Here is a 26,956-nt window from a genome sequence, read left to right as displayed (position 1 = left end):
TCCATATTATTAAGAAATTAATTTTAATGTCAAAATATCAAGAGTTTTGTAAGAAATAATAATATATTTTAGATTTTTAAATATGATATACATTTTAATAGTAGTGGATTTATCAGAATCATTTCAACCTACAAAACCGTAGAAATCTGTCTCTTCTACTACCAGATTTAAATCATCAATAGCCTTAAAGTTTCCATAAATCTTAGTTAGTTCTTTAATTTCAATGATTTCCATAATTTTCTTACTTGTACACGGCAGGTTTTAGTATTTGAACCCATTTTTCAAGTTCAACCATAATTTGATCTAGAACAATTTTATTTTTATCTCTCCTATTTTGATTTAAGTAACCTTCTGCCATCCAAAAAATCATATTATAAATATCTATAGGATGAATATGGTCTTTAAATTTAGAAAAATCTATATTAATAAAAAATTCATTAAAAGTAACTTTGAGTATATGAGATATATTTGGATTTATAATATCTTCCACGTCTTTATCTTCATAGTATATAGCTCTTAGAAAAAAATCTAAAATATAGGGATTATCCTCTAAAAGTTTTATTTTCTTCCTAGAAGAATATATTATCAAATCAAAGAAATCATCAATTTCATAGAATTCATCATCTATTAAAGCATCTATAATTTTTTGACTACTATAATTAAATATATATTTATATAGGCTTTTCTTATTTTTAAAGTAATGAAATAATAGACCTTTAGAAATTCCAGCCTTATGTGCAATATCATCTGTAATTGCATTTTTATACTCATACTTAGAAAAGACTTCTAGAGCAGCATTAATAATATTCATATTTTTATTTTCTGGTATATTCATATTAAATCTCCTTTGACCGAATTGGTTAATTAGAGTATATATTATTGACTCAAATAGACAAGGGTCTAATAAAATTTAAATTATGGTCTATATTTTGGAAATAATTAAAATTGACCTATTTTCCTTAATATAGAAGAGTACACAGATAAAATCTAGCATTATGAGTTACTGGTTTATAGGTATTTACAGGAATATTATAGTATATAAATACAATGTTAATTTACAAATAAATTTTAATAACTTTATTTGTAAATATATTCATTGACATTTCTCTTAGGTAATAGTTTAGACTTTAAAACAGAAAGGAGGAAAAGCTAATGAACCTAAAATTATGATTTTTATTGTAGGCGGAATTATTATACATTTGATTCCATTTTTTATATCTTGAAGTATGAGGTATGGATATTTTAAATTGGTATTCTGAAATATAGTTAAAAATGGAGAATAAAATATATTTATGGTAGGTGTCAAATAGTCCCCATCTTTTAAAGATAGGGGCTATTTGGTTTTCATTATGAATCCCATTTATTTTATATTATCTATTTTTTAAATATGGAACAATCAATTTAGTCATATCTTTTATTAAATTTATTTCTGTTTTAGAACAACGTTGTAATATGCTAAGTAGCTCTTTAATATCTTCATCTAACACTTTATTATAATTTTCTTCACTACTTTCTAGTACATGAAATTCTTTTTGTAAATCTAATTCTTCGTTAGATTTTTTACAACCCTTCAATATATAATCTACTGATATATGGAGAGAATCTGATATTTTAATCAGAGTATCTACACTCATTTTTCTATCTCCTCTTTCTATTTGACCTATGTAAAAAGGAGATAGTTCAATAATTTCAGCAAATTTTTCCCTTGTTAAATCTAAATTTTCTCTTTCTGTTCTAATTCTTGCACCTATTTCCCTAAAATTTAAGGATGTATTTTTCTTATTCATTATATTTCACTCCTTATGACTAACTCTAATGCTTTATCTTTTACAGCTAAATAAGCTTAGAGCATAAAAATATACTTGCCAATATGTATAAAAAACGGTATTCTATATATAAGGAAGAAAAACATTAACATATTAAAAATAAATTTATACTGGGGGGAGAAGTAGAGTGTTAAACAAGATTGAAAAGACAAAAAAGAAATTAGAAAAGAATATAGATTTAAGAAATATAAATTGTGAAGAGATTTTAGAAATAAGCGAAGAAATAGATGAACTTATAGTAGAGTATTACAAAAACAATAGAAAATATAACCTTTTAAAATAATAAGAAAATGGGAAAAGTAATTTAAAGCTTTTCCCATTTTCTTATTAAACATTGATTTTTATTGAAAAAAATCTTATAATGAAATAAAGGTCAAAGAAGGTCAAGATTTTTGCTGTAGGGAAGGAGAATGAGATATGGAGTATAAAGATTATTATAAAATACTTGGAATAGACAAAAATGCAGATCAAAAAGAGATAAAAAAGGCCTATAGAAAATTAGCTAAAAAATATCATCCAGATTTAAACTCAGGAGATAAAAATGCTCAAGAAAAATTTAAAGATATAAATGAAGCTTATGAAGTATTAGGAGATGAACAGAAAAGAAAAAAATATGATATGTTTGGTGGTAGAGGCAACTTTGCTAATGGCCAAGATTTTGATCCTTCGCAATTTGGATTTGACAATTTTGGAAATGGACGGAGCTATACTTATACTACTAATGGAGGAGATTTTAGCGATTTCTTCAATATGTTTTTTGGCGGAGAAGATTTTGGAATAAGTGATTTGTTTGGGGGAGGTAGGAGAAGACAAAGTTTCTATGATAAACCAAAACAAAATATAGAAAGTGAAATAAATGTATCTCTAAGAGAGGCTTATGATGGAACTAAAAAGAGAGTGTCCTTTAGGGTAGGGAATGATACTAAAACTATTTCAGTAAATATCCCAAAGGGTATACTTCCAGGAAAGAAAATTAAGATAAGAGGAGACAAAATAGGTACTAGTGGGGATTTATACTTAAAGGTTAATATTTTAGAGGATAGAAAGTTTAAATTAGATGGACTTGATATAACTACTAAAGTAAAAATACTACCATGGGAAGCAGCCTTTGGTAGTCAAGTTATAGTGGAGACATTATCAGGGAAAGTAAAAGTTAAAATACCTAGTGGAATTGAAAGCGGTAAAAAAATAAGGGTGCCAAGAAGTGGATATAAAGATATGAAGGGAAATTCAGGAGATTTATATATTGAAATAGCTATAGTAAATCCACCTCATTTAACAAAAGAGGAAAAAGAGCTTTACAAAAAGTTAAGAGATATTTCAAATTATAATCCAAGAGAATAGGAGTGATGTAAATGGATATGGAAAGATTTACCCAAAAGAGTCAAGAGGCTATAGGTAGAGCACAAGAATTAGCTATAAAATATGAAAATCCTCAAGTAGAAGATTTACATCTCCTTTTAGCTCTTATTGAAGATAGAGAGGGGCTTATTTCTCAAATTATAAAAAACATAGGAGAAAATATAGATTTAATTAGGGAAGATGTGAAAAGAGAAGTAAATAAACTTTCAAAACAATATGGCTCAAATTCCCTTTACAATAGTAGGGCTTTTGCCAAAATACTTTTAAAAGCGGAAGATGAGGCTAAGAGACTTGGAGATGAGTATATAAGTGTAGAACATATATTCATGGCAATTCTTCAAGAAAAAGAAATTTCTTCTGAAAAAATTCTAAAAAAATATAATATTAATTTAGAAAGGTTTATGGAAGGATTAGAGAAGGTAAGAGGAAATCAAACTATTACTTCAGATAATCCAGAAGGAACTTATAATCCACTAAAGCAATATGGAAGGGATTTAGTTAAAGAAGCTGAAAAGGGGAAATTAGACCCTGTTATAGGAAGAGATGATGAAATTAGAAATACAATTAGAATTCTCTCAAGAAGGACTAAAAACAATCCAGTCTTAATAGGAGAGCCAGGAGTAGGAAAAACTGCTATAGTAGAGGGTTTAGCTCAAAGAATAATTAATGGAGATGTACCTGAAGGGTTAAAAGATAAGACCATATTTGAATTAGATATGGGTTCTTTAATAGCGGGAGCAAAGTTTAGAGGAGAATTTGAAGAAAGACTTAAATCAGTTTTAAAAGAGGTAGAAAAATCAGAAGGAGAAATAATATTATTTATTGATGAAATTCACAATATAGTAGGTGCAGGGGCGGCAGAAGGAGCAATGGATGCTTCAAATATACTAAAACCTATGCTTGCAAGAGGAGAACTTCATTGTATAGGGGCAACTACCCTTGATGAATATAGACAATATATAGAAAAGGATGCAGCTCTTGAAAGAAGATTTCAAAAAGTATTAGTAGATGAACCAGATGTAGAAGACACTATAGCTATTTTAAGGGGACTTAAGGAGAAATATGAAATTCATCATGGTATTCGTATTTCAGATAGTGCTGTAATAGCTTGTGCCACTCTTTCAGATAGATATATATCAGATAGATTTTTGCCAGATAAGGCAATAGATTTAATGGATGAAGCTTCAGCTATGATAAGAACAGAAATAGATAGCATGCCTGTAGAACTAGATGAGATAAGAAGGAAAACTATGCAACTTGAAATTGAAAAAGAGGCTTTAAAGCGTGAAACAGATGAAAATTCTCTAGAAAGATTGAAAAAAATAGAAATGGAATTATCTGATTTGAAAATAGAATATGAATATAAGAAAAAACAATGGAAGGAAGAAAAAGAAGATATAAAAAGAGTAAAAGATATAAAAGAAGGAATAGATAAAACTAAAAGGGAAATAGAAGAAGCTGAAAGAGAATATGATTTAGAAAAACTATCAGTATTGAAATATGGAAAATTGCCGGATCTGAAGAAAAAGTTAGAAGAGGCTAAAAAATCAAATAAAAATGAAGATAGAATGTTGAAAGAAGAAGTAACTGAAGAAGAAATTGCAGATGTAGTATCTAAATGGACAGGAATTCCTGTAACTAAGTTAGTAGAAAGTGAAAAAGAAAAACTTCTCAACTTAGAAAAAATACTTCATAGAAGAGTAGTAGGACAAGATGAAGCAGTAAGAAGCGTATCTGATGCAGTTATTAGGGCAAGAGCTGGATTAAAATCTTTCAATAGACCTGTAGGAAGCTTTATATTTTTAGGACCAACGGGAGTAGGAAAAACTGAACTTGCTAAATCATTGACTGAAACTTTATTTGATGATGAAAGAAATATGATAAGAATTGATATGAGTGAGTATATGGAAAAATTTTCAGTATCAAGACTTATTGGAGCTCCTCCAGGATATGTAGGATATGATGAGGGAGGACAACTTACAGAGGCAGTTAGAAGAAAGCCTTATTCAGTGATATTATTTGATGAAATAGAAAAGGCTCATCCAGACGTATTTAATATATTACTTCAAGTGTTAGATGATGGAAGGCTTACAGACAATCAAGGTAGAGTTGTAGATTTTAAAAATACAGTTATAATAATGACATCTAATTTAGGATCATCTTATTTGTTAGAAGGTTTAAAAGAAGACGGAGAAATAACAGAAGAGGCTAAAAGAAGAGTTACAGAGGAAATGAGAAGAGCTTTCAAACCGGAATTCTTAAATAGAATAGATGAAATAGTTATGTTTAGGCCTTTGGGAAGAGAAGAGGTATTTAAAATAATAGATTTGCAAATGGAAGATATTCAATCTAAATTGGAAGATAGACAAATTTCTATAGACTTAACAGATGAAGCAAAGGATTTAATACTAGATAGGGCTTATTCAGTACAATATGGTGCAAGACCAGTAAAAAGATTTTTGCAAAGAGAGATTGAAACCGAATTAGGAAAGATGCTTATAGGTGGAAAAATAAAGGATAAAGCTGAAATAGTGGTACAAGTAGAAAATGGAAGGTTTTTTTTCAGTATAAAGTAAATCAAAACTGTTAGGCAAATTAGGCTTAACAGTTTTTTATTTTATTCCTTGACAATAGTCAAAGTTTTAAATATAATTGACTTTAGTCATAAGCAATCATAAACAATCATTAACATTCACCAAAAAGTGACATAACAATTATAAGCAATCAGAGAGGTGTGTATATGTTTGCAGAAGAACGTCGTATGAAGATAGTAGAAATGATAAAAAGAGGTGAAAGTGTCAAAGTTTCTGAACTTACTAAAAAATTTAAAGTTTCAGAATCAACAATTAGAAGAGACTTAGTAGAACTTGAAAAGTCTGGTAGGATACTGAGAACCCATGGTGGTGCTGTATCTAAAAAAATAAATAAATTAGAGGATAGTTTCATAGAGAAACAAGATAAATATGCAAAAGAAAAAGAAAAAATAGGTAAAATAGCTGCAAATCAGATTGAAGATGGTGATACCATAATTATAGATTCAGGTACTACTACTTATTATATATCTAAATATCTTAAGGCGAAAGACATAACTATAATTACTAATTCAATTGAATTGACTTATGAATTAGCAAATAGGGAGGATATAGAAGTAATAAATACAGGTGGAATTATAAGAATGAATACAAAAGCTCAAGTAGGGCCTATAGCAGAAAAAAGTATAAGACAGTTTAGAGTAAATAAAACTTTTCTAGGTGCCAATGGTGTATCTATAAAAGCAGGTATTACTACTCCTACATTAGATGAAGCATCAATTAAACAGGCTATGATAGATGTATCAGGTGAAATTTATCTTTTAGTGGATGAATCTAAATTTGGACAGGTATATTCTTCATTAATATCTGATTTAGATAGAATAGATTGTATTATAACAAATAATAATAGGCCAAAAGAGGAAATTGAATACTATAAAATGATAGGAATTAGACTTTTAAATTTGTCTTAGAGGAGGAAAAAATGATTCATACTGTAACATTAAATCCAGCTATAGATAAAACTCTAATAGTGGGAGATTTAAAGAAGGGAGAAGTAAATAGAATATTAGATTCTAGAGAAGATGTAGGTGGAAAGGGAATAAATGTTTCTAAAGTTTTAAAAGCCTTGGGAACTAGAAGTATAAGTACAGGTATATTGGGAAAAGATAATTCTAAATTTTTCTTGAACTATTTGACTAAATCAGGTATAGATACTAATTTTTATACAATATCTGGAGAAAATAGGACCAATATAAAGATAGTAGAAAAAAATAGCGGAATTTTTACAGATATAAATGATAAAGGATTTGAAATAGGCATGAAGGATTTAGATAAATTTTTAAGTTATTTCTTATTTTTTGTAAAAAAGGGAGATATAGTAGTAGTTTCAGGCAGTTTACCAAAAGGAGTAAAAGACTCAAGTTATGGGTATATAATAGAAAAGCTAAAGCAAAAAGGAGCAAAAGTAATTTTAGATGCAGATGGAAAACCTTTACTCAAAGGTATAAAATCTATTCCCTATGCTATAAAGCCTAATATAAATGAATTGAAAAGTATAGTAGAAATAGATGAAAATGATATAAATTCTATTTTAAAGGGAGGCAAATATCTAGTAGATAATGGAATTAAAAAAGTACTAATATCTTTAGGAGACAAAGGTGCAATATATATAACTGAAAATAATAGCTTATTTTCAAAAAGTTTTAATGTACCAGTTAAAAGCACAGTAGGGGCTGGAGATTCTATGGTAGCAGCATTGGTTTATGCTATAAATAATAAACTAAATGATTTTGATACTTTGAAATTGGCTATGGCTTGTGCAACAGCAAAAATTATGACAGAAGGCACTGAAAAACCAAATATAGATCTAATAAAGAAAATTGAAAAGGATGTTGAAATAAAGTCCTTATTATAGAGGGGGAGGAAATACATGGATATTAGAAAGCTTTTAACAAAAGATAGAGTGGTTTTTGATTTAAAAGGAGAAACAAAAGGAGAAATAATAGAAAATTTAATAGATATACTTATTGAAGATAATATAATAAAGGATAAAAATATGTTTAAAGAAGCAGTTTTCAAAAGGGAAAAAGAGTTTTCTACTGGAATTGGAAATGGAGTAGGAATACCCCATGGTAAGAGTGAAGCTGTATCTGAGGCAGCTATAGCCTTTGGAATAAGCAAAGATGGGGTGGATTTTGATTCTATGGATGGGAAGCTTACTCATTTAATATTTCTAATAGCAGTTCCAGAAAAGTCTGATGATATACATTTGAAAGCTTTAAGCTATATTTCAAGAAGACTTATGCATAATGAAGTAAGACAAGCTTTAATGGAGGCTAAAACCTATGATGATATAATTGAAGCTTTTTAAAAATAAAATAAAAGGGGGAAAAATCATGAAAATCGTAGCAGTTACATCTTGTCCAACGGGTATTGCCCACACTTATATGGCGGCAGAAGCGTTGCAAATGGCAGCAAAAGAAATGAATGTTGAAATTAAGGTGGAAACTCATGGTTCTATTGGAGTAGAGAATGAAATAACATCTGAAGAAATAAATAAAGCTCATGCAGTAATAATAGCAGCAGATACTAAAATAGATAAAACTAAATTTGAAGGTCTTCCTATTGTAGAGGGAACTGTACAAGATGCTATAAAAAATTCAAAAGGATTAATAGAAAGAGCAATGAAATTAAAGAAAGAGGAAAAAGAATATGTAGAAAAGATTTCAGAAATAAAAGAAGAAAAACAGAATAAGAAAAAAGGTCCCTATCATCATCTTATGACAGGAGTATCCTATATGATTCCTTTTGTTGTAGCAGGAGGAATATTGATAGCAATATCTTTTGCTTTTGGAATACATGCAGCTGAAAATGAGGGAACGCTTCCTTGGGCATTGAGTTTTATTGGAGGAGGAGCAGCTTTTGCTCTTATGATACCTATACTTTCAGGATTTATAGCATACTCAATAGCTGATAGACCAGGATTAGTTCCAGGAATGATAGGTGGAATGCTTTCAGCTCAAATAGGAGCAGGATTTTTAGGAGGACTTGTTGCAGGGTTCTTAGCAGGATATACTATAATTTTATTGAGAAAATGGATTAAGCTTCCAAAGACTATGGAAGGTCTTATGCCAGTATTAGTATTGCCCTTATTATCCTCATTAATTGTAGGACTTCTAATGTTATATATAATAGGTAAACCAGCTGCAGCAATAAACAATGGATTATCTAATTGGTTAGAAAATCTTCAAGAAGGAAGTGCAATAGTATTAGGACTTGTAATTGGACTTATGATGGCCTTTGATATGGGTGGTCCAGTAAATAAAGCAGCTTATGCTTTTGGAGTAAGTACTATAGCGGCGGGTCAATCTTCATCAGTTATGGCAGCGGTAATGGCAGCAGGTATGGTACCACCATTAGGAATAGGTATTGCAACTTTAATTGCTAAGAATAAATTTACCAAAGAAGAAAGGGAAGCAGGAAAAGCATCATTGGTATTAGGAATATCCTTTATAACTGAAGGGGCTATTCCATTTGCAGCAGCAGATCCGTTAAGAGTTATACCATCGCTAATGGCAGGTTCAGCCATAACAGGTGCATTGACAATGTTATTTAAAGTTAAATTAGCTGTACCTCATGGTGGAATATTTGTACTGCCAATCCCAAATGCAGTTGAAGGACTTTTGCCATATATTATATCCATAGCAATAGGGTCAGTAGTTACAGCTTTCTTAGTAGCTACTCTCAAAAAACCTAAAGTAGAATAAATTTAAAAATCTGTGAGCCAGATATTTTGACTCACAGATTTTTTAGAATTAAATTAATAATTCACAGTTTTCCTGATCGTATTATAGAGATGAGTAGCCAAAAACCAACTATGCCAGCTCCTAAATATCCTATTAGTCCAAGGGCAGATATTCCATATATTTTAAATCCTACATTAGCATTTATAACTATAGAGGAACTAACTACTAATCCTGCTATTATCATACCAAATATTAGCCTATTAACCATTTTATTTAATTCATTTGCCGCTTCTTCAGATTTCTTAAAGTCTATTTGAGCTTTTAAATTGCCATTTGTAATTTGATCGATAAGCTCAACAATTTTTGAAGAAATAATTAAATTAGATCTTACCATTTTATAAATACTATATAAAGATTCTGTAAAGTCTATATTTTTAAGTTTTTCATTAGCCATATGATTTTTAACATAAGGAAGAGCTGTGTCCATAATATTTATTTCTGAATCTAGTTTAGCTATTAGTCCTTGAATAGTCATAAGGCCTTTTACTAATAAAGTAATATCCTTGGGCATATATATATTATTGTCTTTGCAGACTTTAAATACTTCTTCAATTATTTGAGGAAGATCAAGATCTTCCATTGATTCTTCAATATACTGCTCATATATTATTTCAATATCTTCATATAAATCTTTAATATCCACAGGGCCTTTTTTTTCTCCAATTTTCAAAACAGATTTAGTCATTAAATTAATATCTCTATTGGCTACACCTTCAAGAAATCCATTAAATTTTTTTCTAAGACCATCATTTAAATTTCCCATAAGGCCAAAATCTATATATCCAATTTTTCTATCATATATAAATATATTCCCAGGGTGAGGATCTGCATGAAAGAAACCATCTTCAAATACCTGTTTAAAATAATTGTAGGTTAATTTAGTAGAAATATCTTTTAAATCATAACCTTCAGCTTTTAATTTTTCAATATTATCAATTTTTATGCCCTTAATATAATCCATTACAATAATTTTCTCTGTACAGTAATCTTTATATACTTTGGGACATAGAATAAATTTTACATCTTTATTTTTTTCTCCAAAGTCTTCAGTATTCTCTGCTTCATTTATAAAATCTAGTTCCTTTATAGTTGCATTTGCCAATTCTTCTATTACTTCCTTAGCATCCATAGCACTACCAGTAGGAGTAAGGTTTATAAAGGGGGCTAGCCTTCTTAAAATATCAATGTCAGCCATCATTTTTTCTTTTGTTTTCGGTCTTTGAACTTTTACTACTACTTTTTCTCCAGTATCTAGTTCAGCATAATGGACCTGAGATAGTGATGCAGAGGCAATAGGTTTTTCTTCAAATAGGGAAAAACTTTCTTCTAAAGGCTTATCTAATTCATTTTCTATTACTTCTCTAATTATTTCAAATGTTTCAGATTTTACATCATCTTGTAGGCCTTTTAACTCTGAAATATACTCAGAAGGTAGAATATCTGACCTTGTAGAAAGGATTTGTCCAAATTTTATAAAAGTAGGGCCTAATTCTTCTAAAGTCATTCTAAATTGTTTAGGATTATTTATTCCGCCCTTTAATCCATGTTTTACAGAAACAGAAACTATTTCTTTCAATCTTTTTCTAGTATAATTTGTGTCCATGTTGTTTAAAAATACCTTGATTTAAAAATCAAGGTATTTTTTCCTCCCCTACTGATTATTTTTTTCTAAATTATCAATTCTAGTTTTAAGTTCATTAATGTCTTCTTTAGTAGGTAGATTTAATTGTTGGATAATATTTTTTAATGTTTCAGTGTCTATGTTAGATTTATTTTGATTGTTATTATTAGAATCAATAACTTTTTTAAGCTCTTCGTTTAGCTCCTTACCTTGATTTACAGTTAGCTCACCTTTTTGAACTAGAGTATTTACCATAGTACTAGCTTTTTCATAGGTATATGCCATACTACCTATTCCAGCCAATACTATGTTTTTTAAAGTATTGTCCATTTACACCCCTCCCATTCATAAAAAAGTTTATTAATTTAATAGTAGCATATTAATTTTCCTCGTCAATATTCTATGTAAGAATATCTAGAAGTAAACCTTTTATATCATCTAGTCTGTTTAAAATTCTAATCCTATTGTCTTCTATATTCAAAAAATCTTTAGTTAATTCATCTAGTTCAGTATCAACTTTTTTCACTAAAGAGTATACCCTATGTCTTCCCCTTCTATCTAAAGAATTTTCCTTATAAAATATATGGGAATTGTTTACTGAGACGTCTAGAAAATCTTTTACTAATTTTTTATATTCCACCAAGTCTTCTATAAAAAGTCTATCCTGAAGCTTTGTAGATTGATTTTCAATTTTAGAAAATAAAATTTTTAATTCATTTTTTATTTCCTCCTGTTTCAAGCTTTCTAATTTTTCTTTAAAATTAGTATGCCCTATTTTTTTATTTTGATTTTTCATTGGTTCTATTTTGGATAAATTATTTTGTCTATTTATAGAATTAATTTCAACCAAAGAGATCACTCTCCTTCTATATCTTATTATTATATATTATCGGCAATGAATTATAAATAAAAAGGATTTTAAAGAAAACTATGTATTTGACGATAAAATTAATAGAAAAATATAAAGGTGGTAAATATGAATTCAATAAAAAATATAAATAAAGAAAACCTTGTAGAAGCTTATGGTTTAAAGCCAAATTTATTCTATGATATTGAGGGAACTGTAGTAGAAAAAAGTGGCAAGGATATAAAAGTAGAGTCTCAAATAGAGGGAAAAATTATAAAATATACTTTAAAATTAAAAGAAGAAATAGAGGAAGACATTGGAGAAGAGACTTTAATAAAGAAAGAAAATATATTATCCTGTAAACACTCTTTAGAAAAGGATGTAAATGAAAATGAGATAAGAAAACTAGAAGATCTACTCAAGAATATAGGAATTAAAGTAACAAAAGAAAATTTGGAAATAGGAAAAATATTATTAAAACATAATATACCTGTGACTAAGGAAAATATAGAGTCTTTTTCTATATGTGAAAAATATTTAAATGAAATAATAGAAAAATTTGACTATGACTCTGCTATAAAACTTTTAAAAAAAGATATAAATATAGAAGAAGAATCACTTCAAAAGATTGTTGAATATATGAAAGAAATAGAAGTGGAAGATGAGTTTTCGTTATCTAAGTTATTAGGATTTAAAAGAGATTTAAGCTATGAAGAGGCAGAAAAAATTTCTGTACAGGTTTATGGGAGAAAAATGGGAAAGGATATTTATGATAGTATTATAGCTTTACATAGGGAAGGGATAGAAATAAATAAAGAAAATATTGAGAAAGTCAGAGAAATAGTCTATAAACTTCATGATTTGAAAGATACAGAAGACAAAACTTTGGTCAAAGTAATGAAGAAAGATTTAACTCCAAATATAGAAAATATATATAAGACTAAATACTCTTATAGCATTAAAGAATCAGAAGAAAATTTAGCAGTAAATAAATATGATGATTTTATTGTACAAGCTAAAGCTACAGATAGTGATATATTAAAATATCTTGAAAAATTAGGTTTAGAGCCATCAAAGGAAAATTTAAATTTAGTAGAACAATTTATTGTGAACAATTTAGAAATAACTGTTGATAATATAGAGGAAATAAAATATATGAAGTATGCTTTAAAAGAGCTTCAACAATTACTTGATGAAGAAAGTATATCAAAATTTTTAAGTAAAGGTATAAATCCACTGGAAGAAGATATAAGAGAGCTTTCTAATATAATAAAAGAAGATGAAATAGATAGGAACCCTAAAAATACAGGTATAGACAGTGAAAAAGTAGAAAAGATATCTGAAGAAATTAAGTCTTTAGGAAAAGTAAAAGATGAAGATCTAATATATTTAATTAAAAAAGGTGAAGATTTTAAAATTAAAAATTTAAAGGAAGTGTCTTTTTCACAAAATATTTCTCGAGAAGAAAGCAATAAACTTGTGGATAAAGTACTGAAAATATCAAATATTATCCACAGTTTAGAAGGACTAACATCAGATACTATTTCCTTTACTGTAAAGAGATTTTCTACTGTTAATTTAAATAATTTGTATGAAAGTGAAATGATTTTAAAAGAAAATAGCAATATAAAGGTAGTACCCGTAGAGAGAACCACAGAGAATATAATTAGAGAAGAATATTTGAAAGCTAAAGAAAGTTTATCTCTAAATATAGTTAAAAATAGTATAAAAGAAGGATTAGAAATAGAATATATGCCTTTAGATGATTTAAATAATTATATAGAGAAGACAAACAAATATAGACAAGGAGAAAATATTTTAAAAAAGATAAACTCATTAAAGGGGAAAGAATATGATTTAATACCTATAGCTATGAAAAATGGTTTAGACATTTCTTTGAAAGAATTAGGAAGAATAAATTCATTTCAAAAAAATAAAGCTGGATTAGGAAAAGCAATAGATTATTTAATAAAAGAAGATAGATATATGAAAAATTCAGAGTTAAAACAAGTAATAGAGAGTATAGAAGAAAAGTCAAAACAATTATCTAATAGTGTAAAAAATGGGGAAGGAAAAATTAAAAAAGAATATAAAGAATTAATAAAAGATATTGAGGAGTTATCTAATTCCTTTGATTTCAAAGAGGATCAAAGGCAGAAAGAAAGATTTAAGTATATTAAAGAAGTACTAGATATACAAAAATCTCTTTCAAAGGATGATTTAATTTTAGAGTTTCCCATAGCTATGGAAGAAGGATTTGAAAATTTACAAATCATAATTCCTAATTTAAACAAGGGAATAAATAAAGATGATATGAGATTTCTTTTAAATGTAAATTCCAATAATATAGGAAATATAAAATTTAATTTAAAAGTGGAGAGAAAGGATATTTCAGTAGAATTTATAACAAGTGAGGAAAACATACCTATGTTGTTGGAAAATGCTTATATTTTTGAAGAAGGTCTTAAAAATATAGGATATAATCTAAAAAGTTTTTCTTATGAAAACGAAAAAATAAATAAAGAATATTCCCTTAAGGCTGTAGATAGGAGGATATGAAAGTGAAACTTAGATTAGTTCCTAGGAGTCAAATAAAAAGGGCTTATGAAAGAGATTATAATGAAAATAAATTAGATATAAAAGAAAGTACAGAAGCTAGTAGTATAGACAAAGTCCCAGAAGAACTTCTTTTAATATTATCAGAGACTTTGAATTTTATAGAGAAAGTAGATAAAGGAGAGGAATAAAATGAGAATAAATAATAATATACCAGCATTAAATACTCATAGAATATTTAATGGAAATACAAATGAGATGCAAAAATCATTAGAAAGATTATCATCAGGAAAAAGAATCAATAGAGCTGCTGACGATGCAGCAGGAATGGCTATATCTCAAAAAATGCAAGCTCAAGTAAGAGGACTTAGACAAGCAAGTAGAAATTCATTAGATGGTGTATCTCTTATACAAACAGCAGAAGGAGCATTGAATGAAGTTCATGCTATGCTTCAAAGAATGAGAGAGCTTTCTGTACAAGGTGCAAATGGAACTTATGCAGAAGATGATTTAAAAGCTATTGGAGATGAAATATTGCAATTAACAGATCAAATAGAACAAATAGCTAATGATACAGAATTCAATGGAAAAAAATTATTAAATGGAAAAGAGAAAATTAAATTGCAAGTAGGTGCAGATGAAGGACAAATTATAGAAATAGATATGAAAGATATAAATTCAACAATTTCTGGATTAGGAATTAATGATTTTAAAGAAGAAATAGAGGAAGCAATAAAAGCTACAGAAGAGGAGAAAAAATTAGATAGTGAAAAAATTGGAAAGGGCATAGAAGTATTTAATAAGGCTGTAGATAAAGTAGCAGAAATGCGTTCTAAACTTGGAGCTTATCAAAACCGACTAGAACATACTATGAAAAATATTGATAATACAGCTGAAAATTTAACAGCTTCCATGTCAAGAATAGAAGATGCAGATATGGCTCTTGAAATGTCTGAATTTACAAGATTAAATATACTTCAACAAGCTGGAATAGCTATGCTTGCTCAAGCAAATCAACTACCACAAGGAGTACTGCAATTACTTAGATAATAGGAGATGAAAGAATGTTAAATAAAGAAGAAATAGAGAAAAGAATATCATCTACTAATGAAGCAGGACTAGTATCTATACTTTATGAAGCAATGATAGATAATTTTAAAGATAGTATAGATGTTATAGATAAAAATGATTGGAATAAATTAAATTATATAAATAATAATTCAAGAGATATATTGGCAGAACTTCTTTTTACATTGAGGGGAGATTCAAATATATCAAATAATTTAAAAGAAATATACATCTATACAAATAAGATTATAACTATAGGAGAAAATAAAAAAGATAAATCCTATTTTGAAACAGCTATTAAAATAATTCAGCCATTGAAAGAAGGATTCGACCAAATAGAAAAAAATATAGACCCTAAGGTAGTTACTGGACTTACTTATGGAAGATCAAGTCTTGATGATTATCAATTGAAGAGAAATAAAGATTTTCAAGGATAAAAATAAAAACTGTCTTAAATTTAAGACAGTTTTTTCTTCTCATATGTAAGCCGTGCACCTAGTTTAGACTTATTATCCTAGACGTTACCTAAACAGTTAACTCGGATCAGGCACTCCCACGGCACATGAAAGTGTTCACTTACCGCTGCTTCCTCCCGGACCTGACGGAGTTCATGAATTTCCATTGCGTAGGACCCAATCGTCAACATCACTTATTTAGGGCAGACTCCAAAATAAATAAGCCGGAGCTAGGAATTCAATCCTGCTATAGCGGATTGCAGGTTACAGGGCACCGCTACCTCCCCATCTAGCACGGCAAAAATTTTGATGGCGGAGAGAGTGGGATTTGAACCCACGAGACGCGTTAACGTCTACTCGCTTTCCAGGCGGGCACCTTCAGCCACTCGGTCACCTCTCCAAATTATTTAAATTTTAAATTATACATTACAGATTTATATTATACAAGAAAATTCAATGTATGTCAAATACATATTTTAAAAGTTTGTGATTAAGGTATGTATTTGACAAGACTTATTTGGTATAATATATTTATTAATGACAATAAAGGTGGATAAAAATATGTATCAAGCACTCTATAGGCGATTTCGTCCTAAAAATTTTGATGAAGTACTAGGACAAAATCATATAACTACTACTTTAAAAAATCAAATATTAAGAGATAATATTGGTCATGCGTATCTTTTTTCAGGAACTAGAGGAACTGGAAAGACTTCTGTAGCTAAAATTTTTGCAAGAGCTGTGAATTGTATTGATTCACAAGATGGAAACCCTTGTAACAATTGTGAAGTATGTAAGGGTATTCTTCATGAAAGTATAATGGATGTTATAGAAATGGATGCAGCTAGCAATAATAAGGTAGATGATGTAAGGGAATTAAGAGAAAAGGTAAAATATCCTCCATCTAGAGCAAGATATAAGGTATATATAATAGATGAGGTTCATATGCTTTCAACATCAGCTTTTAATGCTCTTCTAAAAACATTAGAAGAACCCCCTAAACATTTAATATTTATACTTGCTACTACCGAATCCGAAAAACTTCCTCAAACTATCCTTTCAAGATGCCAAAGGTTTGATTTTAAAAGAATAACTACAGAGGATATAATTAAAAATTTGAATAATATATGTAATGAAATAGATTTTAAGGCAGAAGAAAGTGCATTGAAACTTATTGCAAGAAATTCTGATGGGGCCATGAGAGATGCTTTAAGTCTACTTGATCAATGTGTATCTTTTAGAGAAGGAGTTCTAAGCTATGAAGATGTTTTAGATATATTAGGTATAGCTAATAATGATTTAATATTTAGCCTAGTAGATAATATAGAGGACAAAAATTTAGAGGAATCATTAAATATATTAGATAATATTATACAAAATGGAAAAGATATTAACCAATTTATAAAAGACTTGGTATATCATTTTAGAAATTTGATGATAGCAAAGACTTCTAAAGACTCATCAGATATAATAGACTTAGAAATGGAAACAGTAAAAAGATATGAAAATCAGGCTAAATCCTTATGCTTGGATTTTATTTTAAAGTCTATTCAAATATTAAATGAAGGAGAAAACCAAGCTAAATGGTCTAGCCAACCTAGAATTATTCTTGAGATGATGATTGTAAAGCTCATATCTTTAACTGATGAGTACAGTTTAGAAGAGAGATTAGACAGATTAGAAGAAATGATACAAAATGGAAATGTGAATGTAGAAGAAAAAAATAGGGAAATTCAGAAAAAAACAGTAGAAAGGCCTTATGAATATAAGGAACAAAAAATAGAAAAGTCTAAAATAAAGAAAGAAGAAAAAAAAGAAGAAGTAGTAGAAATAGTAGATGATGGAAAAGATATAAGTTTTAATGAAATAAAGGATAAATGGCCAAATATTTTGAAGGAAATAAAAAGCAAAAGAGTTTCTACCCAAGCTTTATTAAAAGAAGGAGAACCATTATCCTATGAAAATAAAATGCTAACTATAGGATATGGAGATGGTTTTGGCTTTCATAAACAAGCTTTAGAGAAAGATCATAACAGAGAATTTATTGAGAAAACTATTTCAAGCTTTTTCAATAAAAATATAAGGGTTAAATTTGTTATGACAAATAGTATAGAAAAAAAAGAGGTAAAAAAAAACAATGAAATTGAAAAAATGACTCAAGAAGTGGTAGACTTTTTTGGAAAGGACTTAGTCCGAATAAAAAAATAATTATAATTAAGGAGGAAAATTTTATGGCTAGAGGTGGATTCCCAGGAATGGGTAATATGGGTGGCATGATGAAACAAGTTCAAAAAATGCAAAAAGAAATGGCGACACTTCAAGAAAAACTAGAGGAGAAAGAAATAGAAGCTAGTGCAGGTGGTGGTGCAGTAACTGCAATAGCTAATGGAAAGAAAGAAGTAGTTTCTATTACTATAGATAAAGATGTAGTAGATCCTGATGATGTAGAAATGTTACAAGATTTAGTATTAGCAGCTGTAAATGAAGCATTGAGAAATGCGGAAGAGTATGTTTCAAAAGAAATGCAAAAGATTACTGGAGGAATGAATATTCCAGGTCTTTTCTAGGAGGAAATAAGATATGGAATACTATGCATTACCTATAGCCAATTTAATAGATGAATTATCTAAACTTCCAGGAGTAGGTAAGAAAACAGCTCAAAGATTAGCCTTTTATATTCTTGAAATGGAAAATGTGGAAGCAGAAAAATTAGCTCATTCAATTGTTAGTGCAAAATCTAAAATAAAGTATTGTAGTGTGTGTTGCAATCTAACAGATGAAGACCCTTGTCATCTCTGTAGAAATACAAAAAGAGATAGTTCTACAATATGTGTAGTTCAAGGGCCTAAAGATGTGGTAGCTATGGAGAAAACTAGAGAATATAATGGGATGTATCATGTTCTCCATGGGGCTATATCTCCTATGGATGACATAGGACCAGATGATATAAGAATAAAAGAGCTTTTAAAAAGACTTCAAAATGAAGAAGTAGAAGAAGTGATTTTAGCAACAAATCCTACAGTAGAAGGAGAAGCAACAGCAATGTATATTTCAAAACTTCTAAAACCAATGGGAATAAAAACAACTAGAATTGCCCATGGAATACCTGTAGGAGGAGATTTAGAATACTATGATGAAGTAACTCTTTCAAAAGCTTTAGAAGGTAGAAGAGAGTTGTAAAGCTTTAGGTAAACTTGTATGACAGATAGAGAAATATTAGAATCTATATTGACTGAGATAGTGTCGATAAAAAAAGAGATGGCATCAATGAAAGATGAAGTAAAGTAGATTAAATAACAACAAAAAGAAGATTATTCTATATCGAAAGTATTGATGCATAACCCAGAAGTAAACAAAGCAGAACATGATAAGATGTTTAATGATACAGCCTATATGCAGGGATATTTTAAAAATATAGATGAAAATCTTGAGGCAGTAAAAGATATAGTAGGAAAACATGAAGTGGATATTAAAGTATTAAAAAATAGGCCAGTATAATGATATAATTTACTAGAAACCATAGTCCTAAGATAAGAGAAAATACCTTGGAACTATGGTTTTTATTCTATATAATGAAATTAAAATTATGTTATAATATATGCAATATTATACAATATATCTTGAAATTTTATAAATATATAGGGAAAGAAAGGGATGAGGGTAATGGCTATAAATAAAAAAACTTTATCGGAAGAAGATATAAAAATGAAATACATTACCCCTGCTATAGAAAAAGCAGGATGGGATATAAAAACTCAGGTAAGGGCTGAATATAGCTTTACAGATGGCAGGATTATAGTTAGAAAAAACCTTGTAGCCAGAGGCAAAAGGAAAAGAGCAGATTATATTTTAAGCTATAAACCTAATATCCCCCTTGCTATAATAGAAGCCAAAGACAATAAAAAGTCTATGGGAGCTGGAATGCAACAAGGACTTGAATATGGTGATATTTTAGATATACCATTTATATATAGTTCCAATGGAGATGGATTTATAGAGCATGACAATTTTACAGGAAAAGAAAAAGAATTAAGATTAGATGAATTTCCAAGTCCATCTGAACTTTGGGAAAGATACAAAAATGGAAAAGGGATACAATCTCATGAAGAAAAGATTGTTTCTGAAGACTATTTCTTTGATATGAGCGGTAAAACTCCAAGATATTATCAAAGAGTAGCTATCAATAGAACCATAGAAGCTATAGCAAAAGGACAGGATAGAATACTGCTTGTTATGGCTACAGGAACGGGGAAGACTTATACAGCCTTTCAAATCATATATAGACTATGGAAGTCAAAGACTAAAAAAAGAATACTGTTTCTTGCAGATAGAAATATATTAGTCGATCAAACTATGGCAAATGATTTCAAACATTTTGGCGACAAGATGATAAAGGTAAATAGACAAAATATAGACAAAGCCCATGAAATATACTTGGCACTATATCAAAGCATGACTGGAAGCGAAGATTGGCAAAATATATATAAAGAATTTAGTCAGGATTTTTTTGACTTAATAATAGTAGATGAGTGTCATAGGGGGTCTGCCAAAGATAATTCGGCATGGAGAGAAGTTCTTGAGTATTTCAGCAGTGCCACTCAAATAGGGCTCACTGCGACTCCCAAAGAAACAAAAGACATCTCCACATCTAACTACTTTGGAGAGCCAATATATACTTATTCTCTGAAACAAGGTATAGAAGATGGTTTTTTAGCCCCATATAAGGTAGTTAGAGTATCTTTAGATAAAGATTTAGAAGGCTATAGACCTATAAAAGGTAAGTTAGATAAGTATGGAAACTTAATAGAAGACAGAATATATAATATATCTGATTTTGATAGAAATTTAATCCTTGAAAAAAGAACTGAAATAATAGCAAAAAAAATCACAGAGTTTTTAAAGAAAACCAATCGATTTGATAAGACTATTGTATTTTGTGTAGACATAGACCATGCAGAAAGAATGCGACAAGCCCTTATCAATGAAAATTCTGATTTAATTAAAGAAAACAATAAATATATTATGAGAATTACAGGGGACAATGACGAAGGAAAAGCTCAACTTGATAACTTTATAGACCCTGCTAGTAAATATCCTACTATAGTAACTACATCTAAGCTAATGACAACAGGAGTAGATGCTCAAACTTGTAAGCTTATAGTTCTTGATAGTAATATTAATAGTATGACAGAGTTTAAGCAAATTATAGGTAGGGGAACAAGGATTAAAGAAGAATATGGTAAACAGTTCTTTACTATAATGGACTTTAGGGGAGTAACCAGACTCTTTGCAGACCCAGAATTTGATGGTGACCCTGTAGTCATATATGAACCAGAAGAAGGAGAGACAATAGTTCCACCAGACATAGATGAAGAGACTGAGGATTTTGGAAATGGCTTTAGTGGAACTTCAGGAGACTTTGATTTTGAAGATGAGGAAGAAGGTCAAAGGGTTAAATATGTAATAGATGATGTAGATGTTATGGTTGTAAATGAGAGAGTTGAATATTATGATAAAGATGGTAAACTTGTTACCGAATCCTTAAAAGACTATACAAGAAAAAATATTAGAAAAGAGTATGCCAATTTAAATGAATTTATAAATAGATGGAATAGTGAAGAGAAAAAAACTGCTATTCTTGAAGAGTTAAAGGAAAGAGGAATATTTTTAGACGCTATAAAAGAAGAAGTGGGAAGGGACTTAGATGATTTTGATTTAATCCTTCATTTAGCCTTTGATCAAAAACCACTTACAAGAAAAGAAAGAGCAGAAAATGTGAAAAAGAGAAATTATTTTGGCAAGTATTCAGATATAGCAAAAGAAGTATTAGAAGCCCTTTTAGATAAATATATGAATGAAGGAATATCAGAGCTGGAAAGTATAGAAATCCTAAAATTGGACCCATTTACTAAAATAGGGACACCGACAAAAATTATTAAATCCTTTGGAGGTAGAGATAAATATATTAAAACAGTAAAAGAATTGGAAAAAGAAATATACGCATAGATGCTCCTATATAAGGAGCATTTTACTTGAACAGAAAGGGGACAAAAAATATGACAATTACATCACTAATTAAATCAATTCAAGACATAATGAGACAAGATGCAGGAGTAGATGGAGATGCTCAAAGAATATCCCAACTTGTATGGATGTTGTTTTTAAAAGTTTATGATGTTAAAGAAGCTGAGTGGGAATTATTTGAAGAAAGTTATAAGTCTATCATCCCAGAAGATTTAAGATGGAGAAACTGGGCAGAAGATGAAGAAGGGATTACAGGAGATGAATTATTAGAATTTGTAAACCAAAGATTATTTAAAGAATTGAAAGATTTAACGGTAGATGAAACAATGGATAAAAGGGGACTTATTGTTAAATCCGTATTTGAAGACAGCTACAACTATATGAAATCAGGTACTCTTCTTCGTCAGCTTATAAACAAATTAAATGAGATAGATTTTGATGAATACGAAGATAGACATGCCTTTAATGATATTTATGAAAATATTTTAAAAGACTTACAAAGTGCTGGTAACGCGGGGGAATACTACACCCCAAGAGTTTTAACTGATTTTATAATAGAAATTTTAAATCCACAAATAGGAGAACAAATAGCAGATTTTGCCTGTGGTACAGGAGGTTTTTTAGTTTCATCACTAAATCATTTAGAAAAACAAATAAAAACAGTAGAAGATAGAAAGATGATTCAATCATCTTTATTTGGTATAGAAAAAAAGCCACTTCCTCATTTATTATGTATGACAAACTTATTATTACATGATTTAGATACTCCAAATATTTTAAGGGACAATTCCCTTGGGACCAATGTAAGGGATTATACAGAGAAGGACAAATATGATGTAATAGCTATGAATCCACCTTTTGGAGGAGTAGAAGAAGTAGGTATTCAAATTAATTTTCCAACAGAATTTAGAACATCAGAAACAGCAGATCTATTTATGGCACTTATTATGTATAGATTAAAAGAAAATGGAAGAGTAGGTGTTGTACTTCCTGATGGATTTCTATTTGGAGATGACAATTCAAAAATAGCTATAAAGGAAAAGTTACTTAGTGAATTTAATCTACATACTATCGTGAGAGTACCAAATGGAGTATTTGCACCATATACCTCTATTGCTACAAATGTATTATTCTTTGACAAAACAAAGCCTACAGAAAAAATAGATTATTACCAAGTACCATTACCAGAAGGTATTAAAAATGGATTTACTAAAACAAGACCCTTTAGACCAGAACATTTAAAAGGAGTAAAAGACTGGTGGAACAATAGGGATAAAGAAGATAAAAATGCTTATTCAGTAACTATAGAAGAAATAGAGAAAGCAAAATATAACTTAGATTTCAAAAATCCTAACAATGGAAAAGAAGAAAAAGAATATAGCTTAAATGAGCTATTAACTATAATGGATACAAAATCAAAGAATATCAATAAATTAATAGGAGAACTTTCAAAAGTATTGGAAGGAGTTGAAGAATAAAATGAATATACAAGGACTAAAAGATAAAATTCTTCAACTGGCAATACAGGGGAAGTTGGTAAACCAAGACCCAAATGACGAACCAGCGTCTGTACTATTGGAAAAGATTAAGGAAGAAAGAGATAGGTTAGTAAAGGAAAAGAAAATAAAGAAACAAAGACTATTACCAGAGATTACAGAGGAAGAAAAGCCTTTTGAGATACCGGAAGAATGGAAATGGGTTAGGTTAGGGGAGGTTGCTTTAATAAATATGGGGCAATCTCCAAAAGGAGACACTGTTAATGATAAAGAAGGAATGGAGTTTCATCAAGGGAAGGTCTATTTTGGAGACATATATCTAAATAAAAGTGATAAATATACAACTAGTCCCAAGAAAATTGCTCAACCAGATGATATTATATTGTCGGTTAGAGCACCTGTAGGAACTATAAATATAACAGATAGGGAAGTTTGTATTGGCAGGGGATTATGTGCTATTTCGAGTTTAGGAGACATAACTAAAGGTTATTATTTTTATGCTATTTCAGCTTTTGAAGAATATTTAATTAAAAAGGCAACAGGTACAACATTTTTAGCTATAACAGCATCAACAGTCAATGAAATGATAATTCCCCTCCCTCCTCTTGCAGAGCAAAAACGCATAGTAGAAAAAGTAGACCAATTATTTGCTTTAATAGATGGGCTTGATTCTAATAAAGAAGATTTACTTGAAGTTATTAATCTAACACGAAACCAAGTATTGCAGGAAGCTATACAAGGAAAATTAGTAGAACAAAATCCAGAAGACGAACCAGCATCTGTGCTTTTAGAAAAGATTAAGAAGGAAAAGGAAAGGTTAGTAAGGTCAAAGAAAATAAGAAAAGAAAAATCATTGCTAGAGGTTACAGAAGAAGAAAAGCCTTATGAGATACCTAAAGGATGGGAATGGGTAAGGTTGGGTGAGGTGTCAAATAATTATGATAGCAAAAGAAAACCTATTTCTGTAAAAAATAGAGATAATTTAAGAAAAATATATGACTACTATGGAGCAACAGGAGCTATAGATAAGGTAGACGATTTTATTTTTGACGGACTTTATTTGTTAATAGGTGAAGATGGTGGAAACTTTTTTAATAATAAAGATGTTGCTTTCATAGTTGAAGGAAAGTTTTGGGCTAATAATCATGTTCACGTATTAGATTTTTTCAATGAAACATTAACTAGGCATATTAAAAACACCTTAAATAGTATAGATTTTGAAGATAGAGAATTGATTACAGGAATAGCTGTTCCAAAATTAAATCAGACAAACTTAAATAATATCTTAATTCCCCTCCCTCCTCTTGCAGAACAAAAACGCATAGTAGAAAAAGTAGACACTATAATGAATATGTTAGATGAACTTGAAAATGAGCTAACTACTAAGATATAGAAGATAAAAAGTATTTTTAAAAAATAAGCTAATATAATAGTCTAATCCACTAGAAACCATAGGGATAGGGGTAGGAATGATTACCTTAGAACTATGGTTTTTATTCTATATATTGAAATAAAAGTATGGTAAAGATTGCCTTAAATAATGATAAATAGTAAAATAAGAAAGAGAGGCTTATAGGTAAAAAATAATAAATCTATTAATTGGGTAGGTGAAAATTATGAGAAGAAAAGATAGAGAAATGACTAGAGAATTTGGTATAGAAGTCATAGATAAGTCAAGATATGGCATTATATCTATGATAGGTGAAGATAATGAACCCTATGGCATACCTCTTTCCATTGTAAGAGATGGAGATAATTTATATTTCCATTCAGCAATGGGTGGAAGAAAGGTTAAAATATTTGAGAAAAATCCTAAAGTTAGTGTAGCATTTGTAGGGGAGACAAAAATTCCAGAAAACTATACTAAAGAGGAATTAGATGAAATTATAAAGGATGAATCGAAGGCAGTATTACTTATTAGCAAGGTATTTACAACTGAATATGAATCGGCTGTTGTTATAGGTAAGGTAAAATTAGTAGAAGATGAAGAAGAAAAAATTAAAGCTATGAAACTTATATGTGAGAAATACACTCCGACAAAGATGGACTACTTTGACATGGCAATTAAGGCAGGATTAAAAAGGACCAATGTATATAGAATAGAGATAGAAGAAATCAAAGCTAAGAGAAAAAGGTATGATATAAATGGTGAAGAAATGAAATGGGGTAGAATGGAGTAAAAGGAGATATATTAGATGAAAGGAGCTATAAGTTTGGAATTTCGAAAAGCTTTTGAATCAGATGCTAATAGTATAATGAGTATTATCAATCAGGCACAAGGCTATTTTAAGAAACAAGGAATTGATCAGTGGCAAGACAATTATCCTAATTATGAAACAGTCTATAATGATATTGCTAACAATTATGGATATGTATTGTTAAAGGATAACACTATAATCGGGACTGTAGCAGTTTCTTTTGATGGAGAAAAAACTTATGAATATATTTATGACGGTAAATGGCTTAGCGATGGTGAGTATGCAGTTATTCACAGAATGGCTATCGATTCAAAATATAAAAGAGCAGGATTAGCAAGTTTAATTATAGAAAATGTAGAAAAAATTTGTTTGGAAAAGGATGTGTATAGTATTAGAATAGATACACATAAAGAAAACTTAGCTATGCAGAAACTGCTTAAGAAAAATGGGTTTAAATATTGTGGAATAATTTATTTAGAAGATGGAAGTGAAAGAATAGCTTTTGAAAAAAACTTATAGATGTATGGCATAAAGATATTTTATTATAAAAAAGAGTAAAGGAGAAATTGTTATGAGAAGTGAAAAGGAAAAGATGCTAGCAGGGGATTTTTACAATGCTGATGATGAAGAATTAGTGAAAGAAAGAGAGTATGCAAGAAATCTAACTTTTGAGTTTAATAATACAAGACCGAGTGAAAAGAGAAAAAAAGAAGAAATATTAAGAAAGTTAATTATTGCAAAAGGCTCTTTTTATATTGAAGCACCTTTTTATTGCGACTATGGATATAATATTGAAATTGGAGAAAACTTTTATGCTAATTTTGGGTGTGTCATATTGGATGTTAATAAAGTCCAGATTGGAAACAATGTACTTTTAGCACCTAATGTTCAAATATATACAGCTACTCATCCAATTGATCCTGAAGAAAGAATAGCTGGTAAAGAATTTGCCGAACCAATAGTCATAGGAAATAATGTTTGGATCGGCGGTGGGACAATAATATGCCCAGGAGTAAAAATAGGGGATAATGTAACTATTGGTGCAGGAAGTGTTGTAACTAAAGATATACCTAACAATGTAGTTGCCGTAGGTAATCCTTGTAGAGTAATTAGAAAGATTTAAAGGAAGTGAATAGTAAAAATATGGAATGGATACTTAACTTATT

26 protein-coding genes, 1 tRNA gene and 1 other RNA gene are annotated in these 26,956 nt (G+C 29.4%); 21 read left to right on the top strand and 7 right to left on the bottom strand.

The features are described 5' to 3' along the window. Positions 1 to 241: 241 nt before the first annotated feature. The gene (locus NSA23_RS09225; RefSeq protein ID WP_257490452.1) at positions 242 to 835 is read right to left on the bottom strand and encodes a TetR/AcrR family transcriptional regulator; all 594 of its coding nucleotides are present in this window, start codon (positions 833 to 835) and stop codon (positions 242 to 244) included. A 535-nt stretch (positions 836 to 1,370) separates the two neighbouring features. Beyond that, the gene (locus NSA23_RS09220; protein WP_042679259.1) at positions 1,371 to 1,787 is read right to left on the bottom strand and encodes a helix-turn-helix domain-containing protein; all 417 of its coding nucleotides are present in this window, start codon (positions 1,785 to 1,787) and stop codon (positions 1,371 to 1,373) included. A gap of 166 nt (positions 1,788 to 1,953) precedes the next feature. Here NSA23_RS09220 and NSA23_RS09215 point away from each other — a divergent pair, with 166 nt between their 5' ends. The 7 genes from NSA23_RS09215 to NSA23_RS09185 all read left to right on the top strand — a co-directional run bounded on the left by NSA23_RS09215 (position 1,954) and on the right by NSA23_RS09185 (position 9,486). Beyond that, positions 1,954 to 2,109 (top strand): Spo0E family sporulation regulatory protein-aspartic acid phosphatase, encoded by a 156-nt coding sequence (locus NSA23_RS09215; RefSeq protein WP_222704713.1) that lies wholly within the window; start codon positions 1,954 to 1,956, stop codon positions 2,107 to 2,109. Positions 2,110 to 2,243: 134 nt separating this feature from the next. Beyond that, positions 2,244 to 3,170 carry a DnaJ C-terminal domain-containing protein gene (locus NSA23_RS09210; RefSeq protein ID WP_042679257.1) on the top strand — a complete coding sequence of 309 codons (927 nt, stop codon included), beginning with the start codon at positions 2,244 to 2,246 and terminating at the stop codon, positions 3,168 to 3,170. 11 nt (positions 3,171 to 3,181) lie between these two features. After that, positions 3,182 to 5,764, top strand: coding sequence for an ATP-dependent chaperone ClpB (clpB, locus tag NSA23_RS09205; RefSeq protein WP_042679255.1), 2,583 nt, complete (start codon positions 3,182 to 3,184; stop codon positions 5,762 to 5,764). A 164-nt stretch (positions 5,765 to 5,928) separates the two neighbouring features. Beyond that, positions 5,929 to 6,690, top strand: coding sequence for a DeoR/GlpR family DNA-binding transcription regulator (locus tag NSA23_RS09200; protein WP_042679253.1), 762 nt, complete (start codon positions 5,929 to 5,931; stop codon positions 6,688 to 6,690). An 11-nt stretch (positions 6,691 to 6,701) separates the two neighbouring features. Then, a complete protein-coding gene (gene pfkB / locus NSA23_RS09195; RefSeq protein WP_042679251.1) occupies positions 6,702 to 7,634 on the top strand; it encodes a 1-phosphofructokinase in 933 nt (310 codons plus the stop codon). A 15-nt stretch (positions 7,635 to 7,649) separates the two neighbouring features. Further along, positions 7,650 to 8,090, top strand: coding sequence for a PTS sugar transporter subunit IIA (locus tag NSA23_RS09190; RefSeq protein ID WP_042679248.1), 441 nt, complete (start codon positions 7,650 to 7,652; stop codon positions 8,088 to 8,090). A 25-nt stretch (positions 8,091 to 8,115) separates the two neighbouring features. After that, entirely contained in the window at positions 8,116 to 9,486 is a 1,371-nt protein-coding gene (locus NSA23_RS09185) for a PTS fructose transporter subunit IIC (RefSeq protein WP_222704712.1), read from the top strand. 61 nt (positions 9,487 to 9,547) lie between these two features. Here the strand turns inward: NSA23_RS09185 and NSA23_RS09180 are convergent, their stop codons facing one another. The 3 genes from NSA23_RS09180 to NSA23_RS09170 all read right to left on the bottom strand — a co-directional run bounded on the left by NSA23_RS09180 (position 9,548) and on the right by NSA23_RS09170 (position 11,996). Then, complete coding sequence (locus tag NSA23_RS09180) at positions 9,548 to 11,128, bottom strand: ABC1 kinase family protein (RefSeq protein ID WP_042679246.1); 1,581 nt, start codon at positions 11,126 to 11,128, stop codon at positions 9,548 to 9,550. 48 nt (positions 11,129 to 11,176) lie between these two features. Further along, positions 11,177 to 11,476 carry a phasin family protein gene (locus NSA23_RS09175; protein WP_042679244.1) on the bottom strand — a complete coding sequence of 100 codons (300 nt, stop codon included), beginning with the start codon at positions 11,474 to 11,476 and terminating at the stop codon, positions 11,177 to 11,179. Between the two features lie 70 nt (positions 11,477 to 11,546). After that, entirely contained in the window at positions 11,547 to 11,996 is a 450-nt protein-coding gene (locus NSA23_RS09170) for a YaaR family protein (RefSeq protein WP_246119172.1), read from the bottom strand. Positions 11,997 to 12,122: 126 nt separating this feature from the next. Here NSA23_RS09170 and NSA23_RS09165 point away from each other — a divergent pair, with 126 nt between their 5' ends. Genes NSA23_RS09165 through NSA23_RS09150 form a run of 4 tightly spaced genes read left to right on the top strand, consistent with a single transcriptional unit; the run spans position 12,123 to position 16,054 of the window. Further along, positions 12,123 to 14,552 carry a DUF6240 domain-containing protein gene (locus NSA23_RS09165; RefSeq protein WP_257490451.1) on the top strand — a complete coding sequence of 810 codons (2,430 nt, stop codon included), beginning with the start codon at positions 12,123 to 12,125 and terminating at the stop codon, positions 14,550 to 14,552. 2 nt (positions 14,553 to 14,554) lie between these two features. Next, positions 14,555 to 14,740, top strand: coding sequence for a hypothetical protein (locus NSA23_RS09160; RefSeq protein WP_042679238.1), 186 nt, complete (start codon positions 14,555 to 14,557; stop codon positions 14,738 to 14,740). A 1-nt stretch (position 14,741) separates the two neighbouring features. Next, the gene (locus tag NSA23_RS09155) at positions 14,742 to 15,599 is read left to right on the top strand and encodes a flagellin N-terminal helical domain-containing protein (RefSeq protein ID WP_042679236.1); all 858 of its coding nucleotides are present in this window, start codon (positions 14,742 to 14,744) and stop codon (positions 15,597 to 15,599) included. 14 nt (positions 15,600 to 15,613) lie between these two features. Beyond that, positions 15,614 to 16,054, top strand: a complete 441-nt coding sequence (locus tag NSA23_RS09150; protein WP_042679234.1) for a flagellar protein FliS — start codon at positions 15,614 to 15,616, stop codon at positions 16,052 to 16,054. Between the two features lie 50 nt (positions 16,055 to 16,104). On the opposite strand, the gene ffs is transcribed toward NSA23_RS09150, so the two are convergent. Beyond that, an RNA gene (ffs, locus tag NSA23_RS09145) (signal recognition particle sRNA large type) lies at positions 16,105 to 16,370 on the bottom strand. Between the two features lie 12 nt (positions 16,371 to 16,382). After that, positions 16,383 to 16,472 (bottom strand) — tRNA-Ser (locus NSA23_RS09140). 161 nt (positions 16,473 to 16,633) lie between these two features. Here NSA23_RS09140 and dnaX point away from each other — a divergent pair. The 10 genes from dnaX (at position 16,634) to NSA23_RS09090 (ending at position 26,913) form a co-directional block, all read left to right on the top strand. After that, on the top strand, positions 16,634 to 18,280 hold the full coding sequence (dnaX, locus tag NSA23_RS09135) for a DNA polymerase III subunit gamma/tau (RefSeq protein ID WP_042679232.1): 1,647 nt from the start codon (positions 16,634 to 16,636) through the stop codon (positions 18,278 to 18,280). A gap of 23 nt (positions 18,281 to 18,303) precedes the next feature. Continuing rightward, a complete protein-coding gene (locus tag NSA23_RS09130; protein ID WP_042679230.1) occupies positions 18,304 to 18,639 on the top strand; it encodes a YbaB/EbfC family nucleoid-associated protein in 336 nt (111 codons plus the stop codon). Between the two features lie 13 nt (positions 18,640 to 18,652). After that, entirely contained in the window at positions 18,653 to 19,252 is a 600-nt protein-coding gene (gene recR / locus NSA23_RS09125) for a recombination mediator RecR (protein ID WP_042679228.1), read from the top strand. A 153-nt stretch (positions 19,253 to 19,405) separates the two neighbouring features. Further along, on the top strand, positions 19,406 to 19,570 hold the full coding sequence (locus NSA23_RS09120; RefSeq protein ID WP_187116628.1) for a hypothetical protein: 165 nt from the start codon (positions 19,406 to 19,408) through the stop codon (positions 19,568 to 19,570). 165 nt (positions 19,571 to 19,735) lie between these two features. Then, entirely contained in the window at positions 19,736 to 22,078 is a 2,343-nt protein-coding gene (gene hsdR / locus NSA23_RS09115) for an EcoAI/FtnUII family type I restriction enzme subunit R (RefSeq protein ID WP_222704711.1), read from the top strand. Between the two features lie 50 nt (positions 22,079 to 22,128). Beyond that, the gene (locus NSA23_RS09110) at positions 22,129 to 23,574 is read left to right on the top strand and encodes a type I restriction-modification system subunit M (protein WP_257490450.1); all 1,446 of its coding nucleotides are present in this window, start codon (positions 22,129 to 22,131) and stop codon (positions 23,572 to 23,574) included. Then, on the top strand, positions 23,564 to 24,985 hold the full coding sequence (locus NSA23_RS09105) for a restriction endonuclease subunit S (RefSeq protein ID WP_257490449.1): 1,422 nt from the start codon (positions 23,564 to 23,566) through the stop codon (positions 24,983 to 24,985). The genes NSA23_RS09110 and NSA23_RS09105 overlap by 11 nt, the downstream gene beginning before the upstream one ends. 223 nt (positions 24,986 to 25,208) lie before the next feature. Next, positions 25,209 to 25,772 (top strand): pyridoxamine 5'-phosphate oxidase family protein, encoded by a 564-nt coding sequence (locus NSA23_RS09100; protein ID WP_257490448.1) that lies wholly within the window; start codon positions 25,209 to 25,211, stop codon positions 25,770 to 25,772. A gap of 15 nt (positions 25,773 to 25,787) precedes the next feature. Beyond that, on the top strand, positions 25,788 to 26,309 hold the full coding sequence (locus NSA23_RS09095) for a GNAT family N-acetyltransferase (protein ID WP_222704710.1): 522 nt from the start codon (positions 25,788 to 25,790) through the stop codon (positions 26,307 to 26,309). A gap of 52 nt (positions 26,310 to 26,361) precedes the next feature. Then, positions 26,362 to 26,913, top strand: coding sequence for a sugar O-acetyltransferase (locus tag NSA23_RS09090; protein WP_257490447.1), 552 nt, complete (start codon positions 26,362 to 26,364; stop codon positions 26,911 to 26,913). The last annotated feature ends 43 nt before the right edge of the window (positions 26,914 to 26,956 follow it).

Origin of the sequence: Anaerosalibacter massiliensis (genome assembly GCF_024623155.1) — a bacterium.
GTDB classification, from domain to species: domain Bacteria; phylum Bacillota; class Clostridia; order Tissierellales; family Sporanaerobacteraceae; genus Anaerosalibacter; species Anaerosalibacter massiliensis.
This window is presented reverse-complemented; position numbering and strand designations above follow the sequence as displayed.

Excerpts from the sequence above, each read along its gene's own strand:
- NSA23_RS09225 (WP_257490452.1), bottom strand. The coding sequence starts at position 835 with ATGAATATACCAGAAAATAAAAATATGAATATTATTAATGCTGCTCTA.
- NSA23_RS09220 (WP_042679259.1), bottom strand. The coding sequence starts at position 1,787 with ATGAATAAGAAAAATACATCCTTAAATTTTAGGGAAATAGGTGCAAGA.
- NSA23_RS09210 (WP_042679257.1), top strand. The coding sequence starts at position 2,244 with ATGGAGTATAAAGATTATTATAAAATACTTGGAATAGACAAAAATGCA.
- clpB (WP_042679255.1), top strand. The coding sequence starts at position 3,182 with ATGGATATGGAAAGATTTACCCAAAAGAGTCAAGAGGCTATAGGTAGA.
- NSA23_RS09200 (WP_042679253.1), top strand. The coding sequence starts at position 5,929 with ATGTTTGCAGAAGAACGTCGTATGAAGATAGTAGAAATGATAAAAAGA.
- pfkB (WP_042679251.1), top strand. The coding sequence starts at position 6,702 with ATGATTCATACTGTAACATTAAATCCAGCTATAGATAAAACTCTAATA.
- NSA23_RS09190 (WP_042679248.1), top strand. The coding sequence starts at position 7,650 with ATGGATATTAGAAAGCTTTTAACAAAAGATAGAGTGGTTTTTGATTTA.
- NSA23_RS09185 (WP_222704712.1), top strand. The coding sequence starts at position 8,116 with ATGAAAATCGTAGCAGTTACATCTTGTCCAACGGGTATTGCCCACACT.
- NSA23_RS09180 (WP_042679246.1), bottom strand. The coding sequence starts at position 11,128 with ATGGACACAAATTATACTAGAAAAAGATTGAAAGAAATAGTTTCTGTT.
- NSA23_RS09175 (WP_042679244.1), bottom strand. The coding sequence starts at position 11,476 with ATGGACAATACTTTAAAAAACATAGTATTGGCTGGAATAGGTAGTATG.
- NSA23_RS09165 (WP_257490451.1), top strand. The coding sequence starts at position 12,123 with ATGAATTCAATAAAAAATATAAATAAAGAAAACCTTGTAGAAGCTTAT.
- NSA23_RS09155 (WP_042679236.1), top strand. The coding sequence starts at position 14,742 with ATGAGAATAAATAATAATATACCAGCATTAAATACTCATAGAATATTT.
- NSA23_RS09150 (WP_042679234.1), top strand. The coding sequence starts at position 15,614 with ATGTTAAATAAAGAAGAAATAGAGAAAAGAATATCATCTACTAATGAA.
- dnaX (WP_042679232.1), top strand. The coding sequence starts at position 16,634 with ATGTATCAAGCACTCTATAGGCGATTTCGTCCTAAAAATTTTGATGAA.
- NSA23_RS09130 (WP_042679230.1), top strand. The coding sequence starts at position 18,304 with ATGGCTAGAGGTGGATTCCCAGGAATGGGTAATATGGGTGGCATGATG.
- recR (WP_042679228.1), top strand. The coding sequence starts at position 18,653 with ATGGAATACTATGCATTACCTATAGCCAATTTAATAGATGAATTATCT.
- NSA23_RS09120 (WP_187116628.1), top strand. The coding sequence starts at position 19,406 with ATGCATAACCCAGAAGTAAACAAAGCAGAACATGATAAGATGTTTAAT.
- hsdR (WP_222704711.1), top strand. The coding sequence starts at position 19,736 with ATGGCTATAAATAAAAAAACTTTATCGGAAGAAGATATAAAAATGAAA.
- NSA23_RS09110 (WP_257490450.1), top strand. The coding sequence starts at position 22,129 with ATGACAATTACATCACTAATTAAATCAATTCAAGACATAATGAGACAA.
- NSA23_RS09100 (WP_257490448.1), top strand. The coding sequence starts at position 25,209 with ATGAGAAGAAAAGATAGAGAAATGACTAGAGAATTTGGTATAGAAGTC.
- NSA23_RS09095 (WP_222704710.1), top strand. The coding sequence starts at position 25,788 with ATGAAAGGAGCTATAAGTTTGGAATTTCGAAAAGCTTTTGAATCAGAT.
- NSA23_RS09090 (WP_257490447.1), top strand. The coding sequence starts at position 26,362 with ATGAGAAGTGAAAAGGAAAAGATGCTAGCAGGGGATTTTTACAATGCT.